20 protein-coding genes are annotated in these 22,964 nt (G+C 72.5%); 10 read left to right on the top strand and 10 right to left on the bottom strand.

The window, feature by feature from the left end; genetic code table 11:
- Positions 1-31: 31 nt before the first annotated feature.
- Positions 32-994 carry a GlxA family transcriptional regulator gene (locus tag PVK37_RS04520; RefSeq protein WP_275032459.1) on the bottom strand — a complete coding sequence of 321 codons (963 nt, stop codon included), beginning with the start codon at positions 992-994 and terminating at the stop codon, positions 32-34.
- Between the two features lie 148 nt (positions 995-1,142).
- Between PVK37_RS04520 and PVK37_RS04515 the strand changes: the two genes are divergently transcribed.
- The 4 genes from PVK37_RS04515 (at position 1,143) to folE (ending at position 5,198) form a co-directional block, all read left to right on the top strand.
- On the top strand, positions 1,143-1,280 hold the full coding sequence (locus PVK37_RS04515) for a hypothetical protein (RefSeq protein ID WP_275032458.1): 138 nt from the start codon (positions 1,143-1,145) through the stop codon (positions 1,278-1,280).
- Positions 1,281-1,435: 155 nt separating this feature from the next.
- On the top strand, positions 1,436-2,011 hold the full coding sequence (gene hpt / locus PVK37_RS04510; protein WP_275032457.1) for a hypoxanthine phosphoribosyltransferase: 576 nt from the start codon (positions 1,436-1,438) through the stop codon (positions 2,009-2,011).
- Positions 2,012-2,463: 452 nt separating this feature from the next.
- A complete protein-coding gene (gene ftsH, locus PVK37_RS04505) occupies positions 2,464-4,503 on the top strand; it encodes an ATP-dependent zinc metalloprotease FtsH (protein ID WP_275032456.1) in 2,040 nt (679 codons plus the stop codon).
- Between the two features lie 32 nt (positions 4,504-4,535).
- Positions 4,536-5,198: a GTP cyclohydrolase I FolE gene (gene folE, locus PVK37_RS04500; RefSeq protein ID WP_275034955.1), complete on the top strand. Its 663-nt coding sequence runs from the start codon at positions 4,536-4,538 to the stop codon at positions 5,196-5,198.
- Between the two features lie 7 nt (positions 5,199-5,205).
- On the opposite strand, the gene PVK37_RS04495 is transcribed toward folE, so the two are convergent.
- Both PVK37_RS04495 and PVK37_RS04490 read right to left on the bottom strand, forming a co-directional pair.
- Positions 5,206-6,192 carry a hypothetical protein gene (locus PVK37_RS04495; protein ID WP_275032455.1) on the bottom strand — a complete coding sequence of 329 codons (987 nt, stop codon included), beginning with the start codon at positions 6,190-6,192 and terminating at the stop codon, positions 5,206-5,208.
- A complete protein-coding gene (locus PVK37_RS04490) occupies positions 6,189-9,311 on the bottom strand; it encodes an FtsK/SpoIIIE domain-containing protein (RefSeq protein ID WP_275032454.1) in 3,123 nt (1,040 codons plus the stop codon). The genes PVK37_RS04495 and PVK37_RS04490 overlap by 4 nt, the downstream gene beginning before the upstream one ends.
- 219 nt (positions 9,312-9,530) lie before the next feature.
- On the opposite strand from PVK37_RS04490, the gene PVK37_RS04485 reads away from it, so the two are divergent.
- Complete coding sequence (locus PVK37_RS04485) at positions 9,531-10,091, top strand: hypothetical protein (RefSeq protein ID WP_275034953.1); 561 nt, start codon at positions 9,531-9,533, stop codon at positions 10,089-10,091.
- Between the two features lie 5 nt (positions 10,092-10,096).
- Here the strand turns inward: PVK37_RS04485 and PVK37_RS04480 are convergent, their stop codons facing one another.
- The 7 genes from PVK37_RS04480 to PVK37_RS04450 are packed head-to-tail and all read right to left on the bottom strand — an operon-like array spanning position 10,097 to position 18,677.
- Positions 10,097-10,696 carry a hypothetical protein gene (locus PVK37_RS04480; protein ID WP_275032453.1) on the bottom strand — a complete coding sequence of 200 codons (600 nt, stop codon included), beginning with the start codon at positions 10,694-10,696 and terminating at the stop codon, positions 10,097-10,099.
- Positions 10,697-10,709: 13 nt separating this feature from the next.
- Positions 10,710-11,888: a M23 family metallopeptidase gene (locus PVK37_RS04475; RefSeq protein WP_275032452.1), complete on the bottom strand. Its 1,179-nt coding sequence runs from the start codon at positions 11,886-11,888 to the stop codon at positions 10,710-10,712.
- Entirely contained in the window at positions 11,885-12,442 is a 558-nt protein-coding gene (locus PVK37_RS04470) for a hypothetical protein (protein ID WP_275032451.1), read from the bottom strand. Before PVK37_RS04470 ends, PVK37_RS04475 begins: the two co-directional genes overlap by 4 nt.
- Positions 12,439-14,421: an MFS transporter gene (locus tag PVK37_RS04465; protein WP_423791051.1), complete on the bottom strand. Its 1,983-nt coding sequence runs from the start codon at positions 14,419-14,421 to the stop codon at positions 12,439-12,441. Before PVK37_RS04465 ends, PVK37_RS04470 begins: the two co-directional genes overlap by 4 nt.
- A gap of 4 nt (positions 14,422-14,425) precedes the next feature.
- A complete protein-coding gene (locus PVK37_RS04460) occupies positions 14,426-17,938 on the bottom strand; it encodes an ATP-binding protein (protein WP_275032449.1) in 3,513 nt (1,170 codons plus the stop codon).
- Between the two features lie 49 nt (positions 17,939-17,987).
- Positions 17,988-18,350 carry a hypothetical protein gene (locus tag PVK37_RS04455; protein WP_275032448.1) on the bottom strand — a complete coding sequence of 121 codons (363 nt, stop codon included), beginning with the start codon at positions 18,348-18,350 and terminating at the stop codon, positions 17,988-17,990.
- A gap of 12 nt (positions 18,351-18,362) precedes the next feature.
- The gene (locus PVK37_RS04450) at positions 18,363-18,677 is read right to left on the bottom strand and encodes a hypothetical protein (RefSeq protein ID WP_275032447.1); all 315 of its coding nucleotides are present in this window, start codon (positions 18,675-18,677) and stop codon (positions 18,363-18,365) included.
- A 353-nt stretch (positions 18,678-19,030) separates the two neighbouring features.
- On the opposite strand from PVK37_RS04450, the gene folP reads away from it, so the two are divergent.
- The 5 genes from folP (at position 19,031) to PVK37_RS04425 (ending at position 22,963) form a co-directional block, all read left to right on the top strand.
- Positions 19,031-20,062 carry a dihydropteroate synthase gene (folP, locus tag PVK37_RS04445; protein WP_341483417.1) on the top strand — a complete coding sequence of 344 codons (1,032 nt, stop codon included), beginning with the start codon at positions 19,031-19,033 and terminating at the stop codon, positions 20,060-20,062.
- A 41-nt stretch (positions 20,063-20,103) separates the two neighbouring features.
- Positions 20,104-20,469 (top strand): dihydroneopterin aldolase, encoded by a 366-nt coding sequence (folB, locus tag PVK37_RS04440; RefSeq protein WP_275032446.1) that lies wholly within the window; start codon positions 20,104-20,106, stop codon positions 20,467-20,469.
- Positions 20,466-20,993 carry a 2-amino-4-hydroxy-6-hydroxymethyldihydropteridine diphosphokinase gene (folK, locus tag PVK37_RS04435; RefSeq protein WP_275032445.1) on the top strand — a complete coding sequence of 176 codons (528 nt, stop codon included), beginning with the start codon at positions 20,466-20,468 and terminating at the stop codon, positions 20,991-20,993. Before folB ends, folK begins: the two co-directional genes overlap by 4 nt.
- Before the next feature lie 67 nt (positions 20,994-21,060).
- Complete coding sequence (locus PVK37_RS04430; protein ID WP_423791050.1) at positions 21,061-21,543, top strand: DUF3180 domain-containing protein; 483 nt, start codon at positions 21,061-21,063, stop codon at positions 21,541-21,543.
- Between the two features lie 178 nt (positions 21,544-21,721).
- Positions 21,722-22,963, top strand: coding sequence for an ABC transporter permease (locus PVK37_RS04425; RefSeq protein WP_275032443.1), 1,242 nt, complete (start codon positions 21,722-21,724; stop codon positions 22,961-22,963).
- Position 22,964: the final 1 nt, after the last annotated feature.

Here is a 22,964-nt window from a genome sequence, read left to right as displayed (position 1 = left end):
GCGTTCCCCGGCCTCTGCGGAGCGCCGGCCGTCAGGGGCTGGGAACGCGTTCCCGGAAGGTGGCCCGGTAGGCGGCCGGGGTCGCGCCGACCCGGCGGGTGAAGTGGTGCCGCAGCGCGGCCCCGTCGCCGAAGCCGGCCTGCCCGGCCACCGCCTCGACGGTCAGCCGGGTCTCCTCCAGCAGCCGCCGGGCCAGCAGCACCCGCTGGTTGGTCAGCCAGTCGTGCGGGGTGGTGCCGGTCTCGGCGCGGAACCGGCGGGCGAAGGTACGCGGCGGCATCCCGGCCCGGGCGGCCAGCTCCTCGACGGTGAGCGGGCGGTCCAGGTGCCCCATCAGCCAGCTGAGCACCGGTTCCAGGGTGGGCGCGTCCGGGGTCCGGGGGATGGGTGCCTCGATGTACTGCGCCTGCCCGCCGTCGCGGTGCGGGGGGACCACCATCCGGCGGGCCAGCCGGGTGGCGACGGCGGAGCCGTGCTCCTGCCGGACCAGGTGCAGGCAGGCGTCGATGCCGGCGGCGGTGCCCGCGCTGGTCAGCAGCGGGCCGTCCTGTACGTAGAGCGAGTTGCACCGGACCCGGGCCAGCGGATGCCGTCGTTGCAGCTCGTCGACGTGCCGCCAGTGGGTGGTGCACTCCCGGCCGTCGAGCAGCCCGGCCTGACCGAGGACGAACGCCGCCGAGCAGACGCTGAGCACCCGGGCCCCGCGCTCGGCGGCCCGGCGCAGCGCGGCCAGCGCGGCCTCGGGCACCTCCCCACCGGTGTGGTACGCCGGCACCGCCACCAGGTCGGCCTCCTCCACCGGTGCCAGGTCGGCCTGCGGGACCACCCCGAAGCCCGACGAGCTGCGGACCGGACCGCCATCCACGGAACAGACGGTGAACTGGTAGCCGGGGAAACCGTCGGCGGTCCGGTCGGTGCCGAAGACCTCGCAGAGCACCCCCAGCTCGAACGGGTCGACCGGGTCCAGCGCGATCACAGCGACGGTACGGAGCATGTGACCAGGCTAACCCCTGGGGTGGCAGGAAATCGAGGTCAGGTGGCTTTCCTGCCACTGTCGTGCCGTCCCGGACGGTCGCAGACTTGACCCGTCCGGTGCGCACCGGCGGCGAGAAACCGACACCGACCGGAAGGCGGACGCCGCCATGGAGACCATCCTTTTCCTGCTCTTCTTCCTACTCCTCGCGGTCGCCTCGATGCTCGGGCTGACCGTCGACAGCCGGGACTCGGCCGACTGGAAACCGACCGACGACGGCCGCCGCTGGCGGTCCCGACGCTGCTGACCGGCCCCGGCCGGCCGGGGCCGGTCCGGGTCGTGCCGACCGGAGCGCCGCCCGGTGCGGCCCCGGGCCAGGGTGCGCCGGTCGCCGTCGGCGGGGTCGGCCACAACGGGCAGCCCCGCCGACGACGGCGCGGCGGCGTACGGCAGGCTAGGGGCATGGCTGACGGCTCCTGGTACGACGCCGACATCGACCACGTGATCATTTCCGAGGCGCAGATCCGCGAGAAGACCGCGGAGCTGGCGAAACAGGTCTCGGCGGACTACGCCGACGTCGAGGACGGGCTGCTGCTGGTCTGCGTGCTCAAGGGCGCGGTCATGTTCATGGCCGACTTCGCCCGGGCGCTCGGCCGGCACGGTCCCCCCGCCGAACTGGACTTCATGGCCATCTCCTCGTACGGCCAGGGCACCACCTCCTCCGGCGTGGTGCGGATCCTCAAGGACCTGGACCGCGACATCGCCGGCCGGCACGTGGTGGTCGTGGAGGACATCGTCGACTCCGGGCTCACCCTGTCCTGGCTGCTGCGCTACCTGGCGTCCCGCTCGGCGGCGAGCGTCCAGGTGGTGGCCCTGTTCCGCAAGCCCGACGCGGTCAAGGTCGAGGTCCCGGTGAAGTACGTCGGATTCGACATCCCGACGGAGTTCGTCGTCGGATACGGCCTCGACTACGGCGAGCGGTACCGCGAACTGCCCTACGTCGGCGTCCTCAAGCCGCAGGTCTACGCCCGGTCCTGACCCCGCCCCGCGTCGCACCGGCGGCCCCGCCCGGTCTCGGCCGGTGGTGTCGGTCGACATCGAGCGGACGTACAGCGGGCTCTCAGCCAGTCGGACTACGGTGGTGGTCCGGTGACGTGGGCGCGGTTCCCTGCCGGGCCTCCGGTCGGGGGCCGTCGGCCGGGCGCGGTGCCGACGTCACGCCGGTCCTCACCCGGTCCCGCCGGTCGGTGAGCGGGCTGCCGGAGCCGATCGTCACGCGCTGTCATACCCACGGTGCGCGACTGCGGCCCTCGCAAGCTCACTCCTCGCCCGCACGGTGTACCGTCGAATGACCGCGACGCGGCGATTTCGCGTCTCGGGGTCGAGGCCGGCCCGAACGGCGGCTCCGGCCGCCGCCTCGGCGGCGAAAGCCATCAGACGGTCAGGACGTCGATCAGGAGGGTCCGGGCGCCTCGGCGCTCGACAACAGTATGGAACGTACGCGTTTCTTCCGCCGCCCGGTGGTCTGGATCATCCTGGTGATCGCCGGCGCGATTCTGCTCAGCCAGCTGTTCACCGGCGGGCCGAGCTATCACAAGGTCGACACGTCGGTCGCGCTCGACCGGCTCAACACCGCGCAGATCGAGAAGGTGGTCTTCCAGGACAAGGAGCAGACGCTCCGGATCGACCTGAAGGACGAGGCCAAGTTCGGCGACACCACCACCGACAAGATCGAGGCGCAGTTCCCGTACGAGGCCGGTCAGCAGGTCTGGGACCAGGTCCTCGCGGCGAAGGCGGCGAACCGGGTCACCGGCCCGGTCGACACCGAGGTCTCGTCGGACAGCGTGCTGGTCACCCTGCTGGTGAACCTGCTGCCGATCGCGCTGCTCGTGCTCCTGCTGCTGTTCTTCATGTCGCAGATGCAGGGCGGCGGCTCCCGGGTGCTCAACTTCGGCAAGTCCAAGGCGAAGATGATCACCAAGGACACGCCGAAGACCACCTTCGCCGACGTGGCCGGCGCCGAAGAGGCCGTCGAGGAACTGCACGAGATCAAGGACTTCCTCCAGAACCCGGCCAAGTACCAGGCGCTCGGAGCGAAGATCCCCAAGGGTGTCCTGCTCTTCGGCCCCCCCGGTACGGGTAAGACGCTGCTCGCCCGCGCGGTCGCCGGCGAGGCCGGGGTGCCGTTCTACTCCATCTCCGGTTCCGACTTCGTGGAGATGTTCGTCGGTGTCGGCGCCAGCCGGGTCCGGGACCTGTTCGAGCAGGCCAAGGCGAACGCCCCGGCGATCGTCTTCGTCGACGAGATCGACGCCGTCGGCCGGCACCGTGGTGCCGGCATGGGCGGCGGTCACGACGAGCGTGAGCAGACCCTCAACCAGCTCCTCGTCGAGATGGACGGCTTCGACACCAAGGGCGGGGTCATCCTGATCGCGGCCACCAACCGGCCGGACATCCTCGACCCGGCGCTGCTGCGCCCGGGCCGGTTCGACCGGCAGATCCCGGTGGACGCCCCCGACATGGAGGGCCGCAAGGCCATCCTGCGGGTGCACGCCAAGGGCAAGCCGTTCACGCCTGACGTCGACCTCGACTCGGTGGCCCGGCGTACCCCCGGCTTCAGCGGTGCCGACCTGGCCAACGTGATCAACGAGGCCGCGCTGCTCACCGCCCGTAAGGACCAGCGCGCGATCACCAACGACTCGCTCGAGGAGTCGATCGACCGGGTGATCGCCGGCCCGCAGCGCCGGACCCGGGTGATGGGCGACCAGGAGAAGAAGATCACCGCGTACCACGAGGGTGGGCACGCGCTGGTCGCCTGGGCGCTGCCGCACGCCGCGCCGGTGCACAAGGTGACCATCCTGTCCCGGGGCCGCTCGCTGGGGCACACCCTGGTGCTCCCCACCGAGGACAAGTACACCCAGACCCGGGCCGAGATGATCGACACCCTGGCGTACGCGCTCGGCGGCCGGGCCGCCGAGGAGCTGGTCTTCCACGAGCCCACCACCGGTGCCGGCAACGACATCGAGAAGGCCACCCAGCTCGCCCGCGCCATGATCACGCAGTACGGCATGAGCTCCAAGCTCGGCGCGATCAAGTACGGCACCAGCGGAGACGAGCCGTTCCTCGGCCGCAACATGGGTCACGAGCGGGACTACTCCGACTCGGTGGCCGCCGAGATCGACAACGAGATGCGGGCGCTGATCGAGCTGGCCCACGACGAGGCCTGGGAGATCCTGGTCGAGTACCGGGACGTCCTGGACAACATGGTCCTGGAGCTGATCGAGAAGGAGACCCTCTCCACCGCCGACATGGCCCGGATCTGCGCCCGGGTGGTGAAGCGTCCGCCGATGGCCCCGTACAACGGCTTCGGTAAGCGACAGCCCTCCACCGAGCCGCCGGTACTCACCCCGGCGGAGAAGGAGAAGCTGAAGGCGCAGGCCCAGGCGGACGGCGCGCAGGCGGCCGTCGGCGGCGGTGCCTCCCCGAACAACCTCGGGGGCGGGTCCAACAACTCGGACGGTACACACTGAGCGCGGAATCAGCGGCCAGCCCCGGACCGGGGCTGGCCGCCTCCGCGACCGAGCCGGACGACGACGGGCTGGACTACCTCGCCGCCCGCCTGATCAACGGCAAGCTCAGCGGCCGACCGGTGGAGGACGCCGTCGACCTGGGCCGGATCGAGAAGGCGGTCCGCGAGATCCTCATCGCGGTCGGCGAGGACCCGGACCGGGACGGGCTGGTCCAGACCCCGGCCCGGGTGGCCCGCGCCTACGCCGAACTCTTCGCCGGCCTGCGGGTCGACCCGAAGCAGGTGCTCAACACCACCTTCGAGGCCCACCACGAGGAGCTGGTGCTGGTCCGGGACATCGACGTGATGAGCCTCTGCGAACACCACCTGCTGCCGTTCCGGGGCAGCGCCCACATCGGCTACATTCCCGGCCCGGACGGACGGATCACCGGCCTGTCCAAGCTGGCCCGGCTGGTCGAGGTGTTCGCCCGCCGGCCGCAGGTACAGGAACGGCTCACCTCGCAGATCGCCGACCTGCTGATGGACCGGCTCGACCCACGGGGCGTGATCGTGGTACTCGAGTGCGAGCACATGTGCATGGCCATGCGCGGCATCCAGAAGTCCGGAGCGAAGACCATCACCTCGGCGGTCCGGGGCACCCTCCAGCGGGACGCCAAGTCCCGGGCCGAGGCGATGGCACTGATCAACGCCCGCTGACCAGCGGTCAGCCGAGCAGTACGACCAGCAGGATCCCGGCGGCGGTGACCGCCGCCGGGACTCCGCACACCAGCGCACCGAACCACCGGCCCCGATCCGGCAGACCGTCCGCCGCCGGGCGTCCACCCGTCCGGTCCCGCCCCTGAAGGTGCCGGGACAACCGGGCCACGGCGGGCCGGCGCACCACGAACGCCAGTACGGCCAGCGGCAGACCGAGCAGAGCCGCGAGGACACCTGCGGCACCGGTGCCGGTCAGTCCGAGGACGACCAGTTGCAGCACCGGGACCAGCAGCGCCAGCAGCCCGTACCCCAGCAGGTCCCCCCGCAGGGCCGGCCAACCCGTCGGCCGTGACGTCCGGCGGGCGGCGAGCAGCCCCTCCGCCTCGTCCGCGCACTCCCGCGCCGTCCGCAACCCCGCCAGCACCGCTGCCGGCCCGGCCACCATCGACCGTGCCGCCGCCCCCACCTCGGGCGGCGACGGCACCAGCGACATCGCCGGTACGCCCAGCTCACGTAGGAGCGTCTGCTGGCTGGCCAGGCGGGCCCGTACGGCAGCCAACTCCTCCCGGGCGGCCTGGACCGATCGGGCCTGCTCGCCCGCAGCGGTCGCTGCGCCACGCCGGACCCCGTCGAGTTGCCGGGCGGCGGCGAGATACTCGGTCCAGGCGGCGGTGACCGGGTCGGACGTAGCCGGCTCCGGCGACCTGACCCGCTGCGTGGGGGCGACCCGCGGCCCGGCCGTCTCGGCTTCCCGGTCGGCCGTACCCGTTTCCCGGGCCATGTCGCCTCCTCGGCCGGTCGTACCGTCCCGGCCGGGGGCGCTGCTTCCGCCGGGGGTGCCTCTCGATCCGGTGGTGCTGCTTCGGTCGGTGCTGCCGGTCCGGTCGGTGCTGCTGCTTCCGTCGGTGCTGCCGGTCCGGTCGGTGCTGCTGCTTCGGTCGGTGGTGCCGGTCCGGTCGGTCGTCTGCCCGGCCGGGCCTGCTTCCGGGGTCATCCGGCGGCCGTCCCGTCCTCGGCGAACGGCACCAGGATCCGGCCCGGCCCCTCCGAGGCGTCCCAGAGCAACGCCCGGCCAGGTCGGGGCGACCACTGCACCGGCCGGCCGAGGACCGGTGCCAGCTGGCTGCCCGGCACGTCCACCACGGCCACCGTCGCCACCTTGCCCACCCCGTCCTCCGGGTCGAGCAGCGCGGCGAGCGACGACACCGAACGCCACCAGCCCAGCACGTGCCGACCGGCCGGCGGGCCGTCCCGCAGCAGGGCCCGCATCGGCTCGTCCGGCACCCCACCCGGGCCGTCCGGACCGAAGAGGACCAGGTAGCCGGGACGTTCGTCGGCCAGTACGGCGAGCAGCCCGGCCAGGTCGACCGTCTCGACGCTGTGCTGCCCGGCCAGATCGGCCGCGAGCGCCGTGGCGACCTCGGTCGCACCGCCGGTGAGCGCCGCGACGACGAACCGGGCGGTACCCGGCCGGTGGTGTGCCGCGACGCTCCGCGCGGCCGTGACCAGCAACGCGGTGGCTTCGCCGCCGGTGCCCAGCGCCACCAGGTTCCGCCCGGACGCCGGCACGAACGGAACCGACACCGTCGTCCGGAACACGTCCACCGCCCGACCGAGCAGCGCGGCCGGAGCACGGGACGTGCCCGCGACCGCCGCCCGGTAGCACGGATCGTTGCGCAGCAGCGGCCGGGCGTACCCGGCGAAGACCACCGGTGGCGACGAGCCCTCCGGCCGGGCCGCCCACAGGCGGTGCCGCAGCTCGGCGAGGGCGATCGGATCGTCCAGCGGGTCCGGGAACCGCACCATCCGCTCGTGACCCCGGGTCGCGCCCCGGGGACCACCGAGCCCACCCGCCGTGTTGATCACTGCGCTCCCCACGGCCAGCCCGGCGGCGGCGTCGTTGGTGGGTTCCAACACCGCCCCACCGCCCGGTAGCGCCACCCGTACCGGGAACTGACCGAGCATCGAGTCGCGATGTCCCGTACCGTCCCGGGCCGGGGAACCGTCGCGGCTCACGGAACCCTCCCGGCCGGTCACGCCCTCGCGGCCGGTGGGACCCTCCCGGCCGGTCGGCCCGAGACCGATCCCCAGATCACCGTCGCCGCCGAGAATCAGATGAATACCGTACGCACGTCCCGCCCGGGCCAGCGCCTCCAGCCGGCCGGCCAGGTCGACGGCGAGCCGGTCCCGCTGCGGCGGTCGACTCCCCGTCCGGTCGTCCCGGAACAGGAGCGGAGCATTGTCGATCACGCAGACGATCCGGGGCAGCGACTGGTGCTGACGCAGCTCGGCGAAGCGCTGCCCGCCGGCCCGCCGGCCCGCCTCCTCACGCCGGTGCAACTCCGCTTCGAGGTGCCCGAAGAGATCCTGGACGTACTCCCGGTCGGCGGCCAGTGCGGCCGACCTGACCTGCGGCACCCACGACCGGTCCCGCCGGGTCTGGAGGAACTCGGTGAACGACTCACTGTCGGCCAGGTCCACCAGGTGCAGAACCAGCTCGTCCGGGCCGTACCGGGCGGTGAGACCGAAGAGCACGTTGGTGAGGAAGTCCCCCCGGCCGCTACCCGGCCGGCCACTGACCAGCCAGTGCGGGGTCAGCTCGGTGAGGCTCAGGGTCACCGCCCGGCCGTCCGCGTCACCGACCACCGTGGAGAGCCCGGCCGCGGAACTGGCCGTCCAGCCGGCCGGGTCGACCTCCGACAGCAGGGCGGCCAGGGTCAACTGGGTACCGGACGCGACCCGCCGGGCCAGCCGACGGCAGACCGCCTCGACCAGCTCACCGGGCGGGTCCGCCTCGATCAGGACCGGGGAGTTCAGCCCGACCGGCGGGGTTCCGCCCGGCCCGGCGAACGACGTCCCGGGCGGGTCACCCACCAGGGCGTATCCGTTACGGATCGAGATCGTCGTCCCGTACGGCAGGGGTGCTGCCGTCCGGGTACCGGACTTCTCGGATGCGACGGTTCCGGCCGACCCGGCGCGGGGACCTGCGTCGAACGGCTCCGGTGGGGCGGCGTCGAACGGCGCCGCCCCGGCGGTGACCTCGAACGGCTCCGGTACGGCGGCGGTCTGGCGGCGGGCTACCCGTCCTGCCCTCCCGGGCCGCCTCCGGGCAGCGGACAGTGGTGTCGGGGTGTCGCCCCGCCGACCCGGGGTTGCCGGCGTCACCACCGGTTCGTCCGCTGTGGTTGCGGGGTGGCAGAGTGTGCCCACGCCGGTGCGCTCGGCGGAGGCCGGTGGGGCCGCCCAGCCAGCCACGACGAGATGCAGCCCGGAACCGGGCCCGCAGCGGGCCAACGCCTCGATCCGCGCCAGGTCGTCCGGCCCCGTCGACTCGGGCCAGCCGGCGATCACGAGCAGCATCGCCCGGTCGTGCCGCCGCTGCCGGACGGTTCCGGAGGCCACCCACTGCTCGGCCTCGGCGAGCACCGACCGTAGGCCGGTGAGGTCGGTGGCGGGCGGTGGCAGCAGGCCCGCATCAGCCAGCACGGCGAACGGCGCGAACGTGCCACCCGTGGGGCTGGCCGAGATCGCGGCGGCTGCTGTGGTGGGTGGTTGGGCGGTCGAGGTGACCGGTGCCCCCGGGCGGCCGACGGATGCCATCGTCCCGTTGCCGTTGCCGTTGCTGCCGCTGCCGACGCTGACGCCGTTGGATCCGTGGGTGCCGTTGGACCCGTCGACCGCTCTCACCAGCAGCGCGCCAGCCGGCGAAGCGGCGAGCATCCGCAGCAGCAGGGCGCGGAGCAGGCCGGAGACGTGGGGATCGGAAGCATCGGTGTCGATGGCCAGGTGGCCGGCACCGAGCAGGGGCACCAGCGCGGGAAAGCGGGCGTCGTCCAACGGAGCGGCCGTACCGACCCGGACGAAGGGGGGCACCCTCCCGCCGGCCGGGACGTCCAGGGTGAGCGAATCCACGGCGGCTCCCGCCCAGCCCGGAGCCAGTACCTCCGCCGCGCGCCGGAGCCGCTCGGCGAGCTCGTACTGTCGACGTTGGTCGGCCGGAGCGGGCCGGGTGTCGTCCAGCAACTCGGCGGCAGCGGTCGCCGTGGCGGCCGCCCGGCGGTGCAGCGCGGCGGCGCGGCTGGTACGGCCCTTCAGGTTCGCCACCGCCACCACCTCTCTTCCCCAGGCCGGTCGTCCCGAAGCCGGTAGGACCTCCCGAGCAGAGACGGTATCCCAGGTCGGGGTGGCGTTCCGGGATGCGCGACGGCGGTGCGCGCAGGGATCTGGCGAACCACGTCGATCCGACGAAGCGGGACGAGTCAGGTGATGAACGGCGGCATCCGGGGCATTGGGTACGACGCGTCCAACCGATAGCCTCAGGGGGTGGAATCAGTGCAGCCCCCCGCCGGTTCCCAGGTGTCCCGCGTACCGGCGCAGCGGGTCCCGCTCGACCAGGTGGCACCGCCTCCGGAGGCGCCGGTCCCGGTACCCCCGCGTCGTCGCCTGCGGACGGTGCTCACCGTGGCGGGCGTCGCGCTGACGGTGCTCCTCCTCAGCGGAGTCGTGACGGTCTTCATCCTCTACGACCGCGCCAGCGCCCCCGACCGCAGCGCTCCCGACGTGGTCGTGGACAACTACCTACGGGCTTATCTCGTCGACCGTAACGATGCCAAAGCCGGCCTCTTCACCTGCGACCACGCGCCGGAAGGACTGAGTGACTTGCACGCGTTGCGCGCTGATCTTGAGTCTCGAGAGAAGCGTTTCGGCACCGACATCTCGGTCAAGTGGGGACCTCTGACGATGCAGAGGCAGGGTGACGCGGCAGAGGTGCGAGTAGAACTAGTCATCTCCGCGTTCGTGGAAGGGATCAGCCAGAGTGATCGGCAGCCCTGGCGATTCACCACGCAGCTAGAGGACGAATGGCGTGTCTGCCGAGGCACACCCGGCAGCTGAAGCGTTCATTCCAACCAGAGCAGGTGAACCGGTATCTCGAGCGTGTGCGGAGCCTGGCCGCGCCAGGCCCACCGGTACCAGTCGAGCTCTGCGGTCACTCGTACGCAGATGTCCCCGTCGGGTCCGGAGTACGGCTCGGTGACCGCGCGTAGGTCACGATGCTCGGTCGAGCCCACCACGTGGACGACCCGTCGACCGGTGACCGGACCAGCCTCGAAGACGGGAGTAGGGCGCCGGTGCGCCGGATCGTCCAGGGAGACCAGACGCGTAGTGGAGTCACGTGAGGTGCCGGCGGTCGGACGATGCCCCAGCTTCTCCACCCAGACCCGTTCGACGGGCACCAGTGGGGCGAACACCTCCACCTGCTCGGACTCGGCCCGGTACCAGTCGTGCTCCGGGATGACGGGTACGTAGGTCCGGCTGTTCTGCACCACCCGCTGGTCCGCCCGTAGGTCACCTCGCCAGCCCAGGCCGGGCAGCCCGACCATCACCCGGCGGCCACGCAGTTCCACCTGCCCGGTGGCGGGCACCAGTTGTACCGGCCGGGGAGGAAGGGGCGTCCAGTCGGGTTGGCCGGCGAAGGGATCCGGAAGTGGACCGGTCATGACTCGGAACGTTTCACGCCGCGCCCTTCAACGGGGCACCCCGCTCCTTCATGAAGGGAACCGGGTTGATGGCACCACGACTGGTGCGGTCCTCGTTCACGTGCACCTCGAAGTGCAGGTGTGGACCGGAGGAGTTTCCGCTGCTACCCACCTCGCCGATGACCTCGCCCGCCTCGACCATCTGCCCGGTGACGACCCGGGGCTTCTTGATCATGTGACAGTAGCGGGTGACGTATCCACCGGCGTGCAGCATGTCGACGTACCAACCGCAGCCGCCCTTGTTCGGCCATCCGTCGACGTTGCAGCTCAGTCGACCCCGGTTGTCGGGGTCGCAGCGGGAGACCACGACTCGTCCGCTCGCGGCGGCTCGGATCAGGGTGCCCTTGGGCGCTGCGATGTCCACCCCGTTGTGCCGGGGACGGTCGGCTGTGCGGAAGCCGGACCCGACTCCGCCGGGGATGGGCGCCGTCCAGCCGGACGAGGCGATCCGACCACTGGCGGCGGCGTCGCAGACCTTCTTGCCGGCGATCTGGACCGTCCGGGCCGCCCCGCCGGCAAGAGCGTCGACGATCCGGCTGGCCAGTTCCTCGTGCTTGGCGTACGCGTCGGGGAAGGCGCTGATCTGCACCCGCTGCGCGGCAACGGTCAACGGCTTCTGCTCCCAGTTGTCCACCTTGACCAGCTTCTGGTAGAACTTCCGGGCCGCGTAGGCCGGATCCATCCGCTGCCGCGCCGTGCCCCATCCGGCGCGCTGCTGGAACAGGCCCAGGGAATCGTGGTCCCAGCCGACACCCTCGTTCGGGATGTCCTTGGACCCGGCCACGGTGGGGTTCGCGAGGTTACGCAGGCCGGATTCCTGCATCGCCGTGGCGACCGCGATGACCCAGGCCCGGGCCGGCAGACCCATGTCCTGGCCGACCTTGATGATGATGGCGGCGTTGCGGAGCTGCCGCTCGCCGTACTCGCTGAACCGGGGCATGTCACCGGTCACGTTCACCTCGTTGTCGGTGCCGCAGTTCAGGGCGTTCGAGTTCACCGGCTGCTCGGTTTCGCCGCCCAGCTCGGTCAACAGGAACGCCCCGGCCCCGCCGGTGCAACACAGCAGTGCCAGCGCCGCGGTCAGGGCCGCCGCCAGTGCGCCGACCCGTACCTGCCGTCGGGGGGAAGTGGTGCCTCCGGTAACACCGCTCATGTCCGCTCCCAGTCCACCACGTCAACCAGCCAGCGCCCGTCAGGCGCCACGAGTTCCAGTCGGAGCCGACCGGTGTCCAACGAAACCAGCGCCTCGACGAAGGACTCGGTTCGTGGCCGGAGCGTGGCCGGCCCGACGGTCCGTGCCGCCGGCACGGCCGCCGGATCGGCGCCGGCCATCTTGTCGAGCAGAACGGGTGTCGCGAACGGGCGGATGGTCGCCAGCCACTCTTCGCTGGTCATGCCCTCGCCCCCGAGCCAGGCCCTGACGAACCGGTCGGTGATCTGCTCCGGGAGGGGTGCACCCGGGCTGGTCACCGGGGACGGCGGGGCGGCCGTGGAGATGGCACCGTCGTCCCCGGAGTTCGGGTCGACGGTGGTGATCGGTTGTTCCGGCCGGTTGCTCAGCCCGGCCGTGGGATCGACCGGCCCTGCGACCAGCCGGGCTGCTCCGATGACTCCGAGGACCAGGACGCCGATGCCCAGGGCGACACCGAACCGGGACCGCAGGACCCGGGTGAACAGGAACTCGACCGCCCGCCGCACCGCCATCACCTCGTCTCGGTACGGACCCGCGCCTCGGTACGCACGCGCGGAGCCTGGGGAGCCGGGGTCCGCTCAGTGGAACCGGGCCGGTAGATCGCGAAGGACGGGCTCTCCTCCGGCACGTCCGGCTCCGTCCAGGTAGCCGGCTGCCGCCTCCGCGGACGCGGCACAGCCGCCGGCCGTTCGGTGCGTACCGGCTGCTCGTCCTGGGTGGCGGTCTCGTCGGACCGTTCGCGACCGTCCGGGCGTTCCCGGACGGTCTCCAGGCGGGTGGCGGGTGCGGTCCGGTTCGTCGGCGCGTGCGCCGGGTCCTCCAGGCGTGCCTCGGGCCGGAGCCGGGTCTGTTCGACGACCGGGCCTCGCTTGCGTCCCGCCGCGGACTCCGTCCTGCCGCCGGCTTCCGCTTCCTCCAGTCGGGCGGCGGTCCGCATGTCGCGGAAGAACCTACGGTGCCAGGAGTTTCCGCCGGCCGACTCTCCGCTCTCCTTCCCACCGAGCTGGGTGATGCGGCGGTACGGCCGCAGCAGCAGCCAGCCGACCACGCCGCAGAGCCACACCAGCACCACCTGGAGCCAACCGGGAAGGGTGGGAGTACTCATGATCAGGTCGAGTGCGAAGAGGTAGATGGCCGCGCCGGTGCCGAAGATCGCGATGTTGAACACCGCCGCGACCACGGCGTTGCCGAGCCGACGCAGACCGGCGCTGGCCGGACGCATCAGACCGACGGTGCCGAGGATCGGTGCCGCGATCACCGCCCATCTGAAGATCAGGAAGCCGAGAAGGACCAGCAGGGAGGCGGTCAGGTCGAACATCGCGAAGAGGACGGCGGCGAGTACGGCGATGAAACCCGCGCCGATCCGGTCCATGTCCCGGACACCCTTCAGGTACTCGTACGCCTCCGGATCCTCGGTCCTGATCTGTTCGGCGACCCGGGCCCACTGCTGCTGCTTGGCGTCGATGGTGGCCTCTCGGGTCGCCGGGTTCTGCCGAAGTTTCTCGGCCTCCTCCCAGGAGAGCGACTTCGCGTCGTAGAGGGCCTGGCCGTACTTCTTCGCGGTCTCGCTGTCCGCCGAGCCGAGCACTCCACGCAACCAGTTCCGGTAGAGCAGCGACTCGGTTGCCGTGTCGCTGGCCCGCACCGCCGGAGGTCGATTGTCCTTGCACGCCTCCGGGTTCGGCAGGACGCACTTGTCCGCCGGGATGTCCTTCGCGGCGGGGCCGACCGCGTCGTGTACCACGCCCAACGTCGTGACGAGGGTGCCGTCGGCGATGTTCGCCGACTTCACCGGCCAGGCGGCCAGAGCGGTCACCGCGACCATCACCAGCAGGGCCCAACCGGCGGTCGTCATCGCGTTGCTCAGGTCGGACTGCCGCGACCGCCAGAGCAGATAGAGGCCGACCACGCAGAGGGTGACGATGCCGAAGACGCTGAAGACCTTCTCGTAGACGGCCTTCGTGGCCTGGTCCACCAGCGGGTCGGCCCAGCCCCACATGGAACGGGGTTCCCAGGCCCGCTCGCGCAACGCGTTGGACGCGCCGATGATCGCATTGGCCAGCATGAATTCACCGTTCGCCACCATGGTGGTGAACCGGTACTCCGGGTGGATCACCGAGGATGCGCAACCGGTGTCGATGTCGTAGGTGTTGTAGCTGTAGCCGGCGTATCCGTAGTCGCTGTAGAGGCCCTTGGGGCCAGGCTGCGTGGCGGAATCCGGCCGGGCGGCGAACCAGCCGGCGAGCCCCGAGTCGGGGGTGCCGGGCACGGGTGCGTTCCGGCACTTGACGGTGTCTTCGCTGATGTTCTCGAGCTTGGCGACGCAGGCGCGGAAGTCGGCCTGCCACTCGGGGGTGGTGCAGAGCTCCGCCCGGGCCTGGGCCACCGGGGGTGGGGCTGCCGCCGCTCCGACCGCGGGCCAGACGATCGTGGCCACCGCGAGTACGCCGACGGCGAGGAGGAGTGCCGCGATCCGTGCCGGGGCCCTCGCCACCATGTCACGCCTCCAGGTCCGACAGGATGCTCGGTAGGTTCGCGGCGTTCTGCGCCGCGGCAGGGGTGGTGTCCAGGTGCTCCAGCAGCCCGTCGACGTACGAGACGTCGACCCGGACCTTCTGCACCCGGCCGTCCACGTCCCGCATCACGAACTCGCGGAACCCGAGTCGGGCGGCGGACGACGCGTCGGCGGCGGACAGGGACGCCAGGGTGGCCTCGTACCCGTCGTCGACCGGCACCCGGAGCAGCCGGAGCGCCTCGGAGGCGATCTCGGTGTCCTCGGCGATCCGGCCGACGAAGACGGTGGAGACGAGGTTCTGCACGTCGAGCCCGAGGATGTCACGTGGGTTCTGCGAGGCGACCAGGGCGGCGAGGTTCCACTTCCGGGAGTCGCGGGCGAGCCGGACCAGGAACGACCGGCCGGAGCGCCAGCCCTCCATGAAGTGCGCCTCGTCCAGGCCGACCAGCTTCCGCGACGACATCGAACCGCCGTAGCAGCGCCGGACCGCCAACCGGTGCGCGGTGTGCAGCATCGGCAGGGCCAGGGACTCCTCGGCCGACCAGTACTCCCGTTCGATCTTGAGGTCGGGCAGCCGCAGCCCGGCCATGGTGATCACGGTGAGCGCGGCGTCCGCACCGAGCAGCCCCTCCGGTGGACGGCCGAAGAAGAGCAGCGCCAATGGCATCTCGGCGGTGTCCAGCAGGAGGTTGGCGAGTTCCTTGCCGGCGTCGTCGTCGAGCTGCCCCAGGCAGGCGACCACGTCGTCCAGCGTGGAGGTCTCCTCCGCCGGGACCTGACGTACCGCGTGCCGGAACAGGGTGGCGGTGGACGCCTCCCGGGCGACCTGCGGCGGCACCAGCATCATGCAGATGTCCTGCACCAGCATGCGCCGCTCGGCACGGGCGTTGGAGACGGCGATCTCGAACTCCCGGTCGCCGGCCGGACCGTTGGCGAACTCGGTCCGCAGCGGGGTCGGGATCAACGAGTACGGGGCCAGCGTGCCGTGCTCCGAGCCGGTCAGGTTCAGCACCCGGGAGTACGGCCGCAGCTCGGGCATGCTGCACAGCCGGGCCAGCGGACCGGACGGGTCGAGCAGGGTGACCTGGACGCCACGTCGGGCGGCCAGGTAGCCGAGCGCACCCAGCAGGGTGGACTTGCCACCGCCGGGTTCGGCGACGAACACCGCCAGACCGGAGCGTTCCCGCACCTCCATGGGGAAGTGCAGGTCGAGGAAGACCGGCCGGCGGCAGGTGCCGGCGGTCCGACCGATCAGGTCACCGCGCCGGTCCCCGACGGTGGAGGCGGCCTGTGGCAGGGCGGCGGCGAGCAGGTTGACCGGCATCCGGCGGACGTACCCGGTGTTGGCGATCGGCTCGCCGGGGATGAACTCGCGGGCCAGCCAGTCCTGGTTCTTCGGGTGCTGGAGTGAGATGCGCAGTTCGCGGGAGTAGAGCTGGATTAGCCGACGGGCCCGCTCCAGGCACTCCTCGCGGGTCCGGCCGCCGACGGCGATCCGGTGCCAGCCGTGCGCCCGCGCCGAGTCCACCGGCAGACCGGTGGTCATCTCGTCGCCGATCACCAGCGCCCGCTTGGCGAGCCGTTCCAGCTCGGGCGGGGCGTCGATGCCGTGCTCGGCGTAGTCGAGCTGCTGCGAACGGATCATCCGCAGGCGGTGCTCGAGGTTACGGAAGGAGTCGTTGGAGCCGAGGATGTCGACCCGGGTGGAGATCTCCATCGGCCAGGGCAGCCGCTCGTGGAAGTGCAGCCACGGCTCGTGCCGTTCGGGGATCTCCAGCGGCTCCATCCGGCCGACGGCCAGCACGGCGACGTGCCGTTCCTCGCCGGTCATCCGGTTGACCAGCTTCACGGTGGAGCCGTACGGGGTGCGGTACCGCTCGACCTGCTCGGTGAGGGCGAGCAGGTCGCCGCGTTCCCACTGCCCGTGGGTCACCGGGGAGAGCTGGCCGGGTGGGGCCATGCAGAGCGCCACCGAGCGGTAGAGCAGCCATTCCAGCTCACCGGAGGTGACCCGCCGGCCGCGCATACCGAAGGCGGCGAGCACCTCGTCGAATTGTTCCACCGTCCGGCCCAGCTTGCGCCGTTCGCCGTCGGCGGTGCCCCGCCCGAAGGCGCGCAGCAGCCGTTCGGTCAGCGAGTCGCCGAGCGACCGGCGGGCGAAGGTCACCCCGAGGTACGTCTGCCCCTCGGCGTGGTTGACCGAGAGCAGGTGCCGCTGGGCGGCGACCAGGTGGTCACCCCAGCCGGGGGTGCCCGGCACGTCCGGCAGCGGGGTCGGCGTGTACGAGTCGATGGTGCGCGCCCACTCGTCGGCCGGGAACGGACGGGTGGTGCGACGCAGGTGCAGCCGGAATCCGGCGAGGCCGGCGTACTGCTCGGAGATGGCGGAGAGCAGCGCCTCGCGTTCGGCGTCGGGGCGGAAGGCCCAGCGCACCTCGGGGAGCCAGTACCAGGCGGTCACCGTGTTGGGGGTGAAGGTCAGGTGCCCGGCGATCTCGGTGATGGCCAGCTCGATGGACGGGTCCCGGTCACCGAACTTGATCTTCGGCGGTCGGATCCGGGTCGGCCGGGCCGGCTTGGCGGACTTCTCCCGCCGGCCGGAGGAGCGCTGCCGGGGCGGCACCCGACGGTGCGTCGACGGATCCTCGGACTCGTCGTGGGCGGCGGGCGGCGTCACGGTCGGCGACGTCCCGGCCAGCGGGGTCATGGCCGGTGCCGGCTCGACCGGGGGACGGGCGGCCGGCATCCGGTCGCCGGCCTGTTCCGGCACCCGGGGCGACAGCGCTTCCGGTGCCCGGGGGGACATGGTCTCGGGCATCCGCGCCGGGACGGCTTCCGGCACCCGGGGCGGCCCGGCGGGTGGTTCCGGATCGGCCAGCGCGGCCACCGGCCCGGCGGGCCTCGGCTCCGGCACCGGGGGAGTAGCCGCGACCGGCGTCGGGCCGTCGACCTGGCCGGACCCGACGGGGTCGGTCCGGCGTTGTTCCGGGTGCTGGGGGATCGACTCCTCGCGGGGGGCCGGTGTCGGGCGGGTCGGTGCCCCGCCCGGGGCGGCCCGGGTGGGGGCCGGTGCCGGCCCGGTCGGCGCGGACCGGGACGCGGCCGGCTCCACGGGCGGGGGGGCCGGCTGGTGCGGAATCGGCAACGGATCCCGCCCGGGTCGCCGCAGCGGTGCGATCGGCTGGCGCGTCGCGCCGGGGCGGGTGCCGCCGAACAGGTCGAGGAAGGGGGAGTCGATGTCCGGACTGTCCGCGGCCGGGGCCGGGGCAGGTGTCGCCGGCTCCGGCCCGGACGGGGTGGGCCGGCCCCGGACCGGCCGGGGTGCCTGGAAGACGCCCACCCCACCGTGGCCCGGTGAGGTGGCCAGCGCCGGGTCGAGGCTCACCTCGTCGGGCGACCCGTCGTCGGGGTAGTCGAACGAGCGCGCACGGTGACCGTGCGGGGCGGTGTGGTGTCCGGCCGGGTACGAGGGCCCCGGCGTCGCCGAGCGGCTCATTCGATCGCCTCACCCGAATCATTCGACCGTTCGATCGGCGTACGACCGGTCATGCCAGCTCCTCCCGGATCCTGATCCGGCTGCCGACCAGGCGTGGGTCGCGTAGTTCGGCGGCCGGCTCCCGGGTCCGTCGCCAGTCGGTCAGCGCGGTGCGGATGACCATCCGCGCGGGCCGGTCCGGGTCGACGTACCGGAAGACGAACGAGGTCGTCACGATGGCGAGCGCGATCTCCCAGGCCGGGAAGAGCTCCACCTGCAGCGTGAACAACCAGTGGATGAACATGTAGAGGGGGACGAGCAGCATGAACAGGCCGTACTGCGCGTACGGCAGGTGAACGGGAAGGGTGTAGCCGGGCGGCCCGAGGTAGACCAGGCGGGCCCGGTAGATGTCGTCGTCGGTGCGCAGCCGCATCTCTGCCCGCGCCTATTCGAAGATCAGTTCGATCAGGTAGTCACCGACGAAGAAGAGTGTGGCGGCTCCGGCGATGAACGCGAGCCCGATGATCGCGATGGCCGAGCTGGTCAGCACCTTCGAGACCTCGCCTCGACTGGCCCGACCGATGAAGATGACGCCCAGCACGGCGAGCAGGATGGGTGCGATCTTGCTGGCGAAGAAGGTGACGACACCGTCGGTGTCGATCCCCTTGGGGGCCGGCTCGGCGAGCGGGGTCGACGCCAGGGCGTGGAGGAGCGGGCCGACACCTGTCGACACCGTCTCCACGAACTCTGTGGCGATCACTGGAAACCTCCCCATGGCGCGGCCGGCAGAGCCGCGGCGTTGCGTGAGTAGGGCCTGACGGGAATGGGTGTGCTCGACACGTCATCACTGACGCTGCGTTCGTCGCCCGCCACGCAAGGTGGCGAACTTCGGGCGGTTCTTCCCGCTTTGACCCTCCCTTCGGGCTCCGGTCGTCTCAGTGCCGAAGCAATTCCAAAGCGTACGGGCCGCCCCTGTTTGGAACAAGCGGCGAAGAGTGTGCCCGCTTCGACCCCGGCGACCGATCGTACACCTGTTCGAAAGCGCACGTCAGGGTCGGGTGAGTCGGGCCCCGGCCGCTCCCCGGCGCGCGGGCCGGCGGGTACGGTGCACCGGTGACCGATCTGGTGCGGGCGGGCGTCCCCGTGGTGATGGGCGTCCTCAACGTCACGCCCGACTCGTTCTCCGACGGCGGCCGGTACGCCGACCTGGCCGCCGCCGTCCGGCACGGCGTACGGCTGCACGCCGACGGCGCGCACGTGGTCGACGTCGGCGGAGAGTCCACCCGCCCCGGCGCGGACCGGGTCGACGCGGAGACCGAGGCGGCCCGGGTGCTGCCGGTCGTCCGGGAACTCGCCGGCGCCGGGGTGCCGGTCAGCATCGACACCACCCGCGCCCGGGTCGCCGAGGCCGCTCTGACCGCCGGGGCCGCCGTCGTCAACGACGTCTCCGGCGGGCTCGCCGACCCGGACATGGCCCGGGTGGTCCGGGACGCCGGCTGCCCGTGGGTGCTGATGCACTGGCGCGGTCACTCGCGGGTCATGCGCGATCTCGCCACCTACACCGACGTGGTGGAAGACGTACGGGACGAACTGGCCCGGCGGGTCGACGAGGCGCTGCGGGCCGGGGTGGCGGCGGACCGGATCATCGTCGACCCCGGCCTGGGTTTCGCGAAGACCGCCGACCACAACTGGGAACTCACCCGACGGCTGCCCGAACTGCTGACCCTCGGCTTCCCGCTGCTCTTCGCCGCCAGCCGAAAGTCGTACCTGGGGCGGCTGCTCGCCGGCCCGGACGGCCAGCCCCGACCCACCGGCGGGCGGGAGGTGGCCACCGCGGCCACCAGTCTGCTGGCCGTGGCGGCCGGTGCCTGGGGGGTCCGGGTACACGACGTCCGGGGCACCGCCGACGCGCTCGCCGTCTGGCAGGCCAGCGGTCGCCCGCACCTCGCGTCCTCCGCCGCGACCCGGCCGGCAGCGGACGGCACACCCGGGCCGGCCGCAGACGGTACACCCAGGTCCGTGGCCGTGGCCGGTACGCCCGGGCCGGTCATGGACGGTACGTCCGGGTTCGCCGGGCCGGGTGCCGGCGGAACATCCGGGCCGGTCGGGGCCGCGTGGAGCGGCACCGGAGTGAAGCATGAGTGACCGGCAGGATGAAGCATGAGTGATCGACGGCGGGGGAGCGGATGACCGACCGGATCGCGCTGACCGGGCTGCGGGCCCGGGGTCGGCACGGCGTGTACGACTTCGAGCGGGAGCAGGGCCAGGAGTTCGTGGTGGACGCCGTCCTCGAACTCGACCTCGCCCCGGCGGCCCGTTCCGACGAGGTGACCGACACCGTCCACTACGGCGAACTGGCCGGCCGGCTGGTGGCGGTGGTGACCGGTGAGCCGGTGAACCTGATCGAGACGCTCGCCGACCGGCTGCTCGACGTCTGCCTGGCCGACCCCCGGGTCACCGCCGCCACGGTCACCGTGCACAAGCCCGAGGCGCCGGTGCCGCACGCCTTCACCGACGTGGCGGTGACCATGACCCGGGCGCGTACCCGGTGACCCGGGCGGTCCTCTCGCTGGGCAGCAACCTCGGCGACCGGCTGGCCCACCTGCGTACCGCGATCGTCACCCTCGGTGACGCCGTGCGGGTGGTCTCCGGGGTGTACGAGACGCCGCCGTGGGGCGACGCCGACCAGCCCGCGTACCTAAACGCGGTGCTGCTGGCCGAGGAGCCGGCCGCCACCGCCGTCGACTGGCTGGCGCGGGCGCGGGCCGCCGAGCGGGCGGCCGGACGGGTCCGCGACCCGCGGCGGCGGTTCGGTCCGCGCACCCTCGACGTGGACGTGGTGGCGGTCTGGGACGACGCCGGTGAGCCGGTGCTCAGCGACGATCCCGAACTGACCCTGCCGCATCCCCGCGCCCACCTGCGCGCCTTCGTGCTGCGGCCGTGGATCGACATCCAGCCGTACGGGAAGCTGCCGGGGCACGGCTGGCTGACCGACCTGCTGAACGCCGAGCCGGTCGCCGGGGACGCCCTGGAACTGGGTGCCCGTCCGGATCTGACGTTAGAGTCGACGTCATGACCCAGTGGAGCCGGCCGGCATGACCCAGTCCCCGTCGCCACGTGGCCCGGGGTCCGACCGGGACCGGATGGGCCCGACCCGGCCCGCCTCCCTGCTGGTGGCCGGGCTGGCCGCCGCCGCCCTGGCCTGGCTGCTGATCAGTTTCTTCTACCGGTCCATGCCGGCCCTGCCCTGGTTGCCGGTGGTCACCCTGGCCGGGCTGGCCGTGCTGGAGGCGTACGCGGCGGTCAACACCAAGGGGCGGATCGAGCGCAGGCCGGGCCGGGATCCGGTCAACCCGCTGGTGGTGGCCCGGTTCGTGGTGCTGGCGAAGGCGTCCGCGCTGGCCGGTGCGATCTTCGCCGGGTTCTACGCCGGACTGGCCGGCTGGCTCTTCATCGAGCGCACCACGCGGGCGGCGGTCGAGGACCGGGGGCCGGCGCTGGCCGGCCTGGCCGCCTCGCTGGCGCTGGTCGGGGCGGCACTCTGGCTGGAACGTTCCTGCCGGGTGCCGAAGCGCCCGGACGACGAGCGCGAACCCGACGACCGCGAGCGCCCGCACATTCATTGACAACCGCTTACGTCACCCATTGATCACGGGTTCCGTCACGCATTGATCACGGGGTTACCTCTGCGCGGTGACCGCGGGTACGGTGCCTGCGACCGGGTAGTCAAGGCCGACTCCGGTCCGCGCGTTCCGGCCCGCCGTGCGCCGGGCCGGTTCCGGTCACCGTGGGAGGCGTGCGTCAATGGGCTACGACGAGCCGGGCCGGGGTGAGTCCGTCGACCGGGAGCAGCCGAGGCGGGCCGCCGCCACCCTCGGACCCGAGGACCCACCGGACGGTGGGGCGGGACGGGACCGGGCCGACGGTGAGTCTGGGCGGGACCGGGTCGGCGTACACGTCGCCTGGGAGAGCGCACTCGCCGGCAAGGTGGTCGTACTCGGACTGCTGCTGTGGTTGCAGAGCCCGCAGACGCTGCGCGGCGACGGCCTGCGCGAGCTGCTCGTCGGCGTGGTGGGGCTCGGCCTGCTGGCGTTGGCGGCCGGGCTGAGCCTGCGGACCGCGGCGCCGAACCTGGCGATCGGCCCGGTCGCGGTCGCCGCCGCCCTGCACTTCGCCGAGCAGGGCGACCGGGGGGTGACCGAGGCTGTCGTCCCGGCCGCCGTGTTCGCCGCCGCCGGTGGGTTGGCGTTGGCGGTGTTCGTGGTGCTCCTGCACGTGCCGGCCTGGGCGGCCAGCCTGGCCGGGGCGGCCGCGGTGGTGGCCTGGATCGAACGCCGGTCGGTCCCGGTGCCGGTGCAGGCCGACTACGACCCCCGGCACAGCGCGTACTACCTCTTCGCCGGTTTCGCCGCGGTCGCCGTCCTGGGCGGACTCTTCGGCGCGATCCGGTCGGTACGTCGGCTGGTGGGCCGGTTCCGGCCGGTGGAGGACCCGGCCCGGCGGCGGGGGACGGTGGCCGGTCTGGTCACGGTCGGTGCGCTGATCGGCTCGACCGTGCTGGCGACGCTGGCCGGGGTGCTGCTCGCCGCGAACGGCAGCGGTCGGGTCGTCCCCGACCCCGGTCTGGACTGGACGGCGCTCGGCGTGGGCATGGCGCTGCTCGGTGGGACGAGCGCCTTCGGCCGTCGGGGCGGGGTGAGTGGGACCCTGCTGGTGGTGGTCCTGGTCGGCTTCCTGTTCGCGTACGTCGAGGCGGCCGGTCACGAGATCAGCCGGTGGGCGGTGGCCGGGGCCGCGCTCGGCGTCGGTCTGGTCGTCACCCGGCTGGTCGAGGCGTACGGGCGGCCCCGGCCGGCCACGGAGGACCGTCCGGAGACCACCCCGGTCGGGGACGCGTCGATCAGTCAGGGCTGGGCGCTGCCCCGCGCCGGATCGCAGGCCCCCTGGCCGCCCGCGTTACCGTCGAATGCCGCCACCGAGGACCCGGCCGACCCGTGGCGACGCTGGGAGGGCGGACCCGACCGGTGGCGCGGCGACACCCGCTGAG

The sequence above is a fragment of the Micromonospora cathayae genome, assembly GCF_028993575.1.
Classification (GTDB): domain Bacteria; phylum Actinomycetota; class Actinomycetes; order Mycobacteriales; family Micromonosporaceae; genus Micromonospora; species Micromonospora cathayae.
This window is presented reverse-complemented; position numbering and strand designations above follow the sequence as displayed.

Excerpts from the sequence above, each read along its gene's own strand:
- folB (WP_275032446.1), top strand. The coding sequence starts at position 20,104 with ATGACCGACCGGATCGCGCTGACCGGGCTGCGGGCCCGGGGTCGGCAC.
- PVK37_RS04430 (WP_423791050.1), top strand. The coding sequence starts at position 21,061 with ATGGGCCCGACCCGGCCCGCCTCCCTGCTGGTGGCCGGGCTGGCCGCC.
- ftsH (WP_275032456.1), top strand. The coding sequence starts at position 2,464 with ATGGAACGTACGCGTTTCTTCCGCCGCCCGGTGGTCTGGATCATCCTG.
- PVK37_RS04455 (WP_275032448.1), bottom strand. The coding sequence starts at position 18,350 with ATGCGGCTGCGCACCGACGACGACATCTACCGGGCCCGCCTGGTCTAC.
- PVK37_RS04520 (WP_275032459.1), bottom strand. The coding sequence starts at position 994 with ATGCTCCGTACCGTCGCTGTGATCGCGCTGGACCCGGTCGACCCGTTC.
- PVK37_RS04460 (WP_275032449.1), bottom strand. The coding sequence starts at position 17,938 with ATGAGCCGCTCGGCGACGCCGGGGCCCTCGTACCCGGCCGGACACCAC.
- PVK37_RS04515 (WP_275032458.1), top strand. The coding sequence starts at position 1,143 with ATGGAGACCATCCTTTTCCTGCTCTTCTTCCTACTCCTCGCGGTCGCC.
- PVK37_RS04495 (WP_275032455.1), bottom strand. The coding sequence starts at position 6,192 with ATGACCCCGGAAGCAGGCCCGGCCGGGCAGACGACCGACCGGACCGGC.
- PVK37_RS04425 (WP_275032443.1), top strand. The coding sequence starts at position 21,722 with ATGGGCTACGACGAGCCGGGCCGGGGTGAGTCCGTCGACCGGGAGCAG.
- PVK37_RS04480 (WP_275032453.1), bottom strand. The coding sequence starts at position 10,696 with ATGACCGGTCCACTTCCGGATCCCTTCGCCGGCCAACCCGACTGGACG.
- PVK37_RS04475 (WP_275032452.1), bottom strand. The coding sequence starts at position 11,888 with ATGAGCGGTGTTACCGGAGGCACCACTTCCCCCCGACGGCAGGTACGG.
- hpt (WP_275032457.1), top strand. The coding sequence starts at position 1,436 with ATGGCTGACGGCTCCTGGTACGACGCCGACATCGACCACGTGATCATT.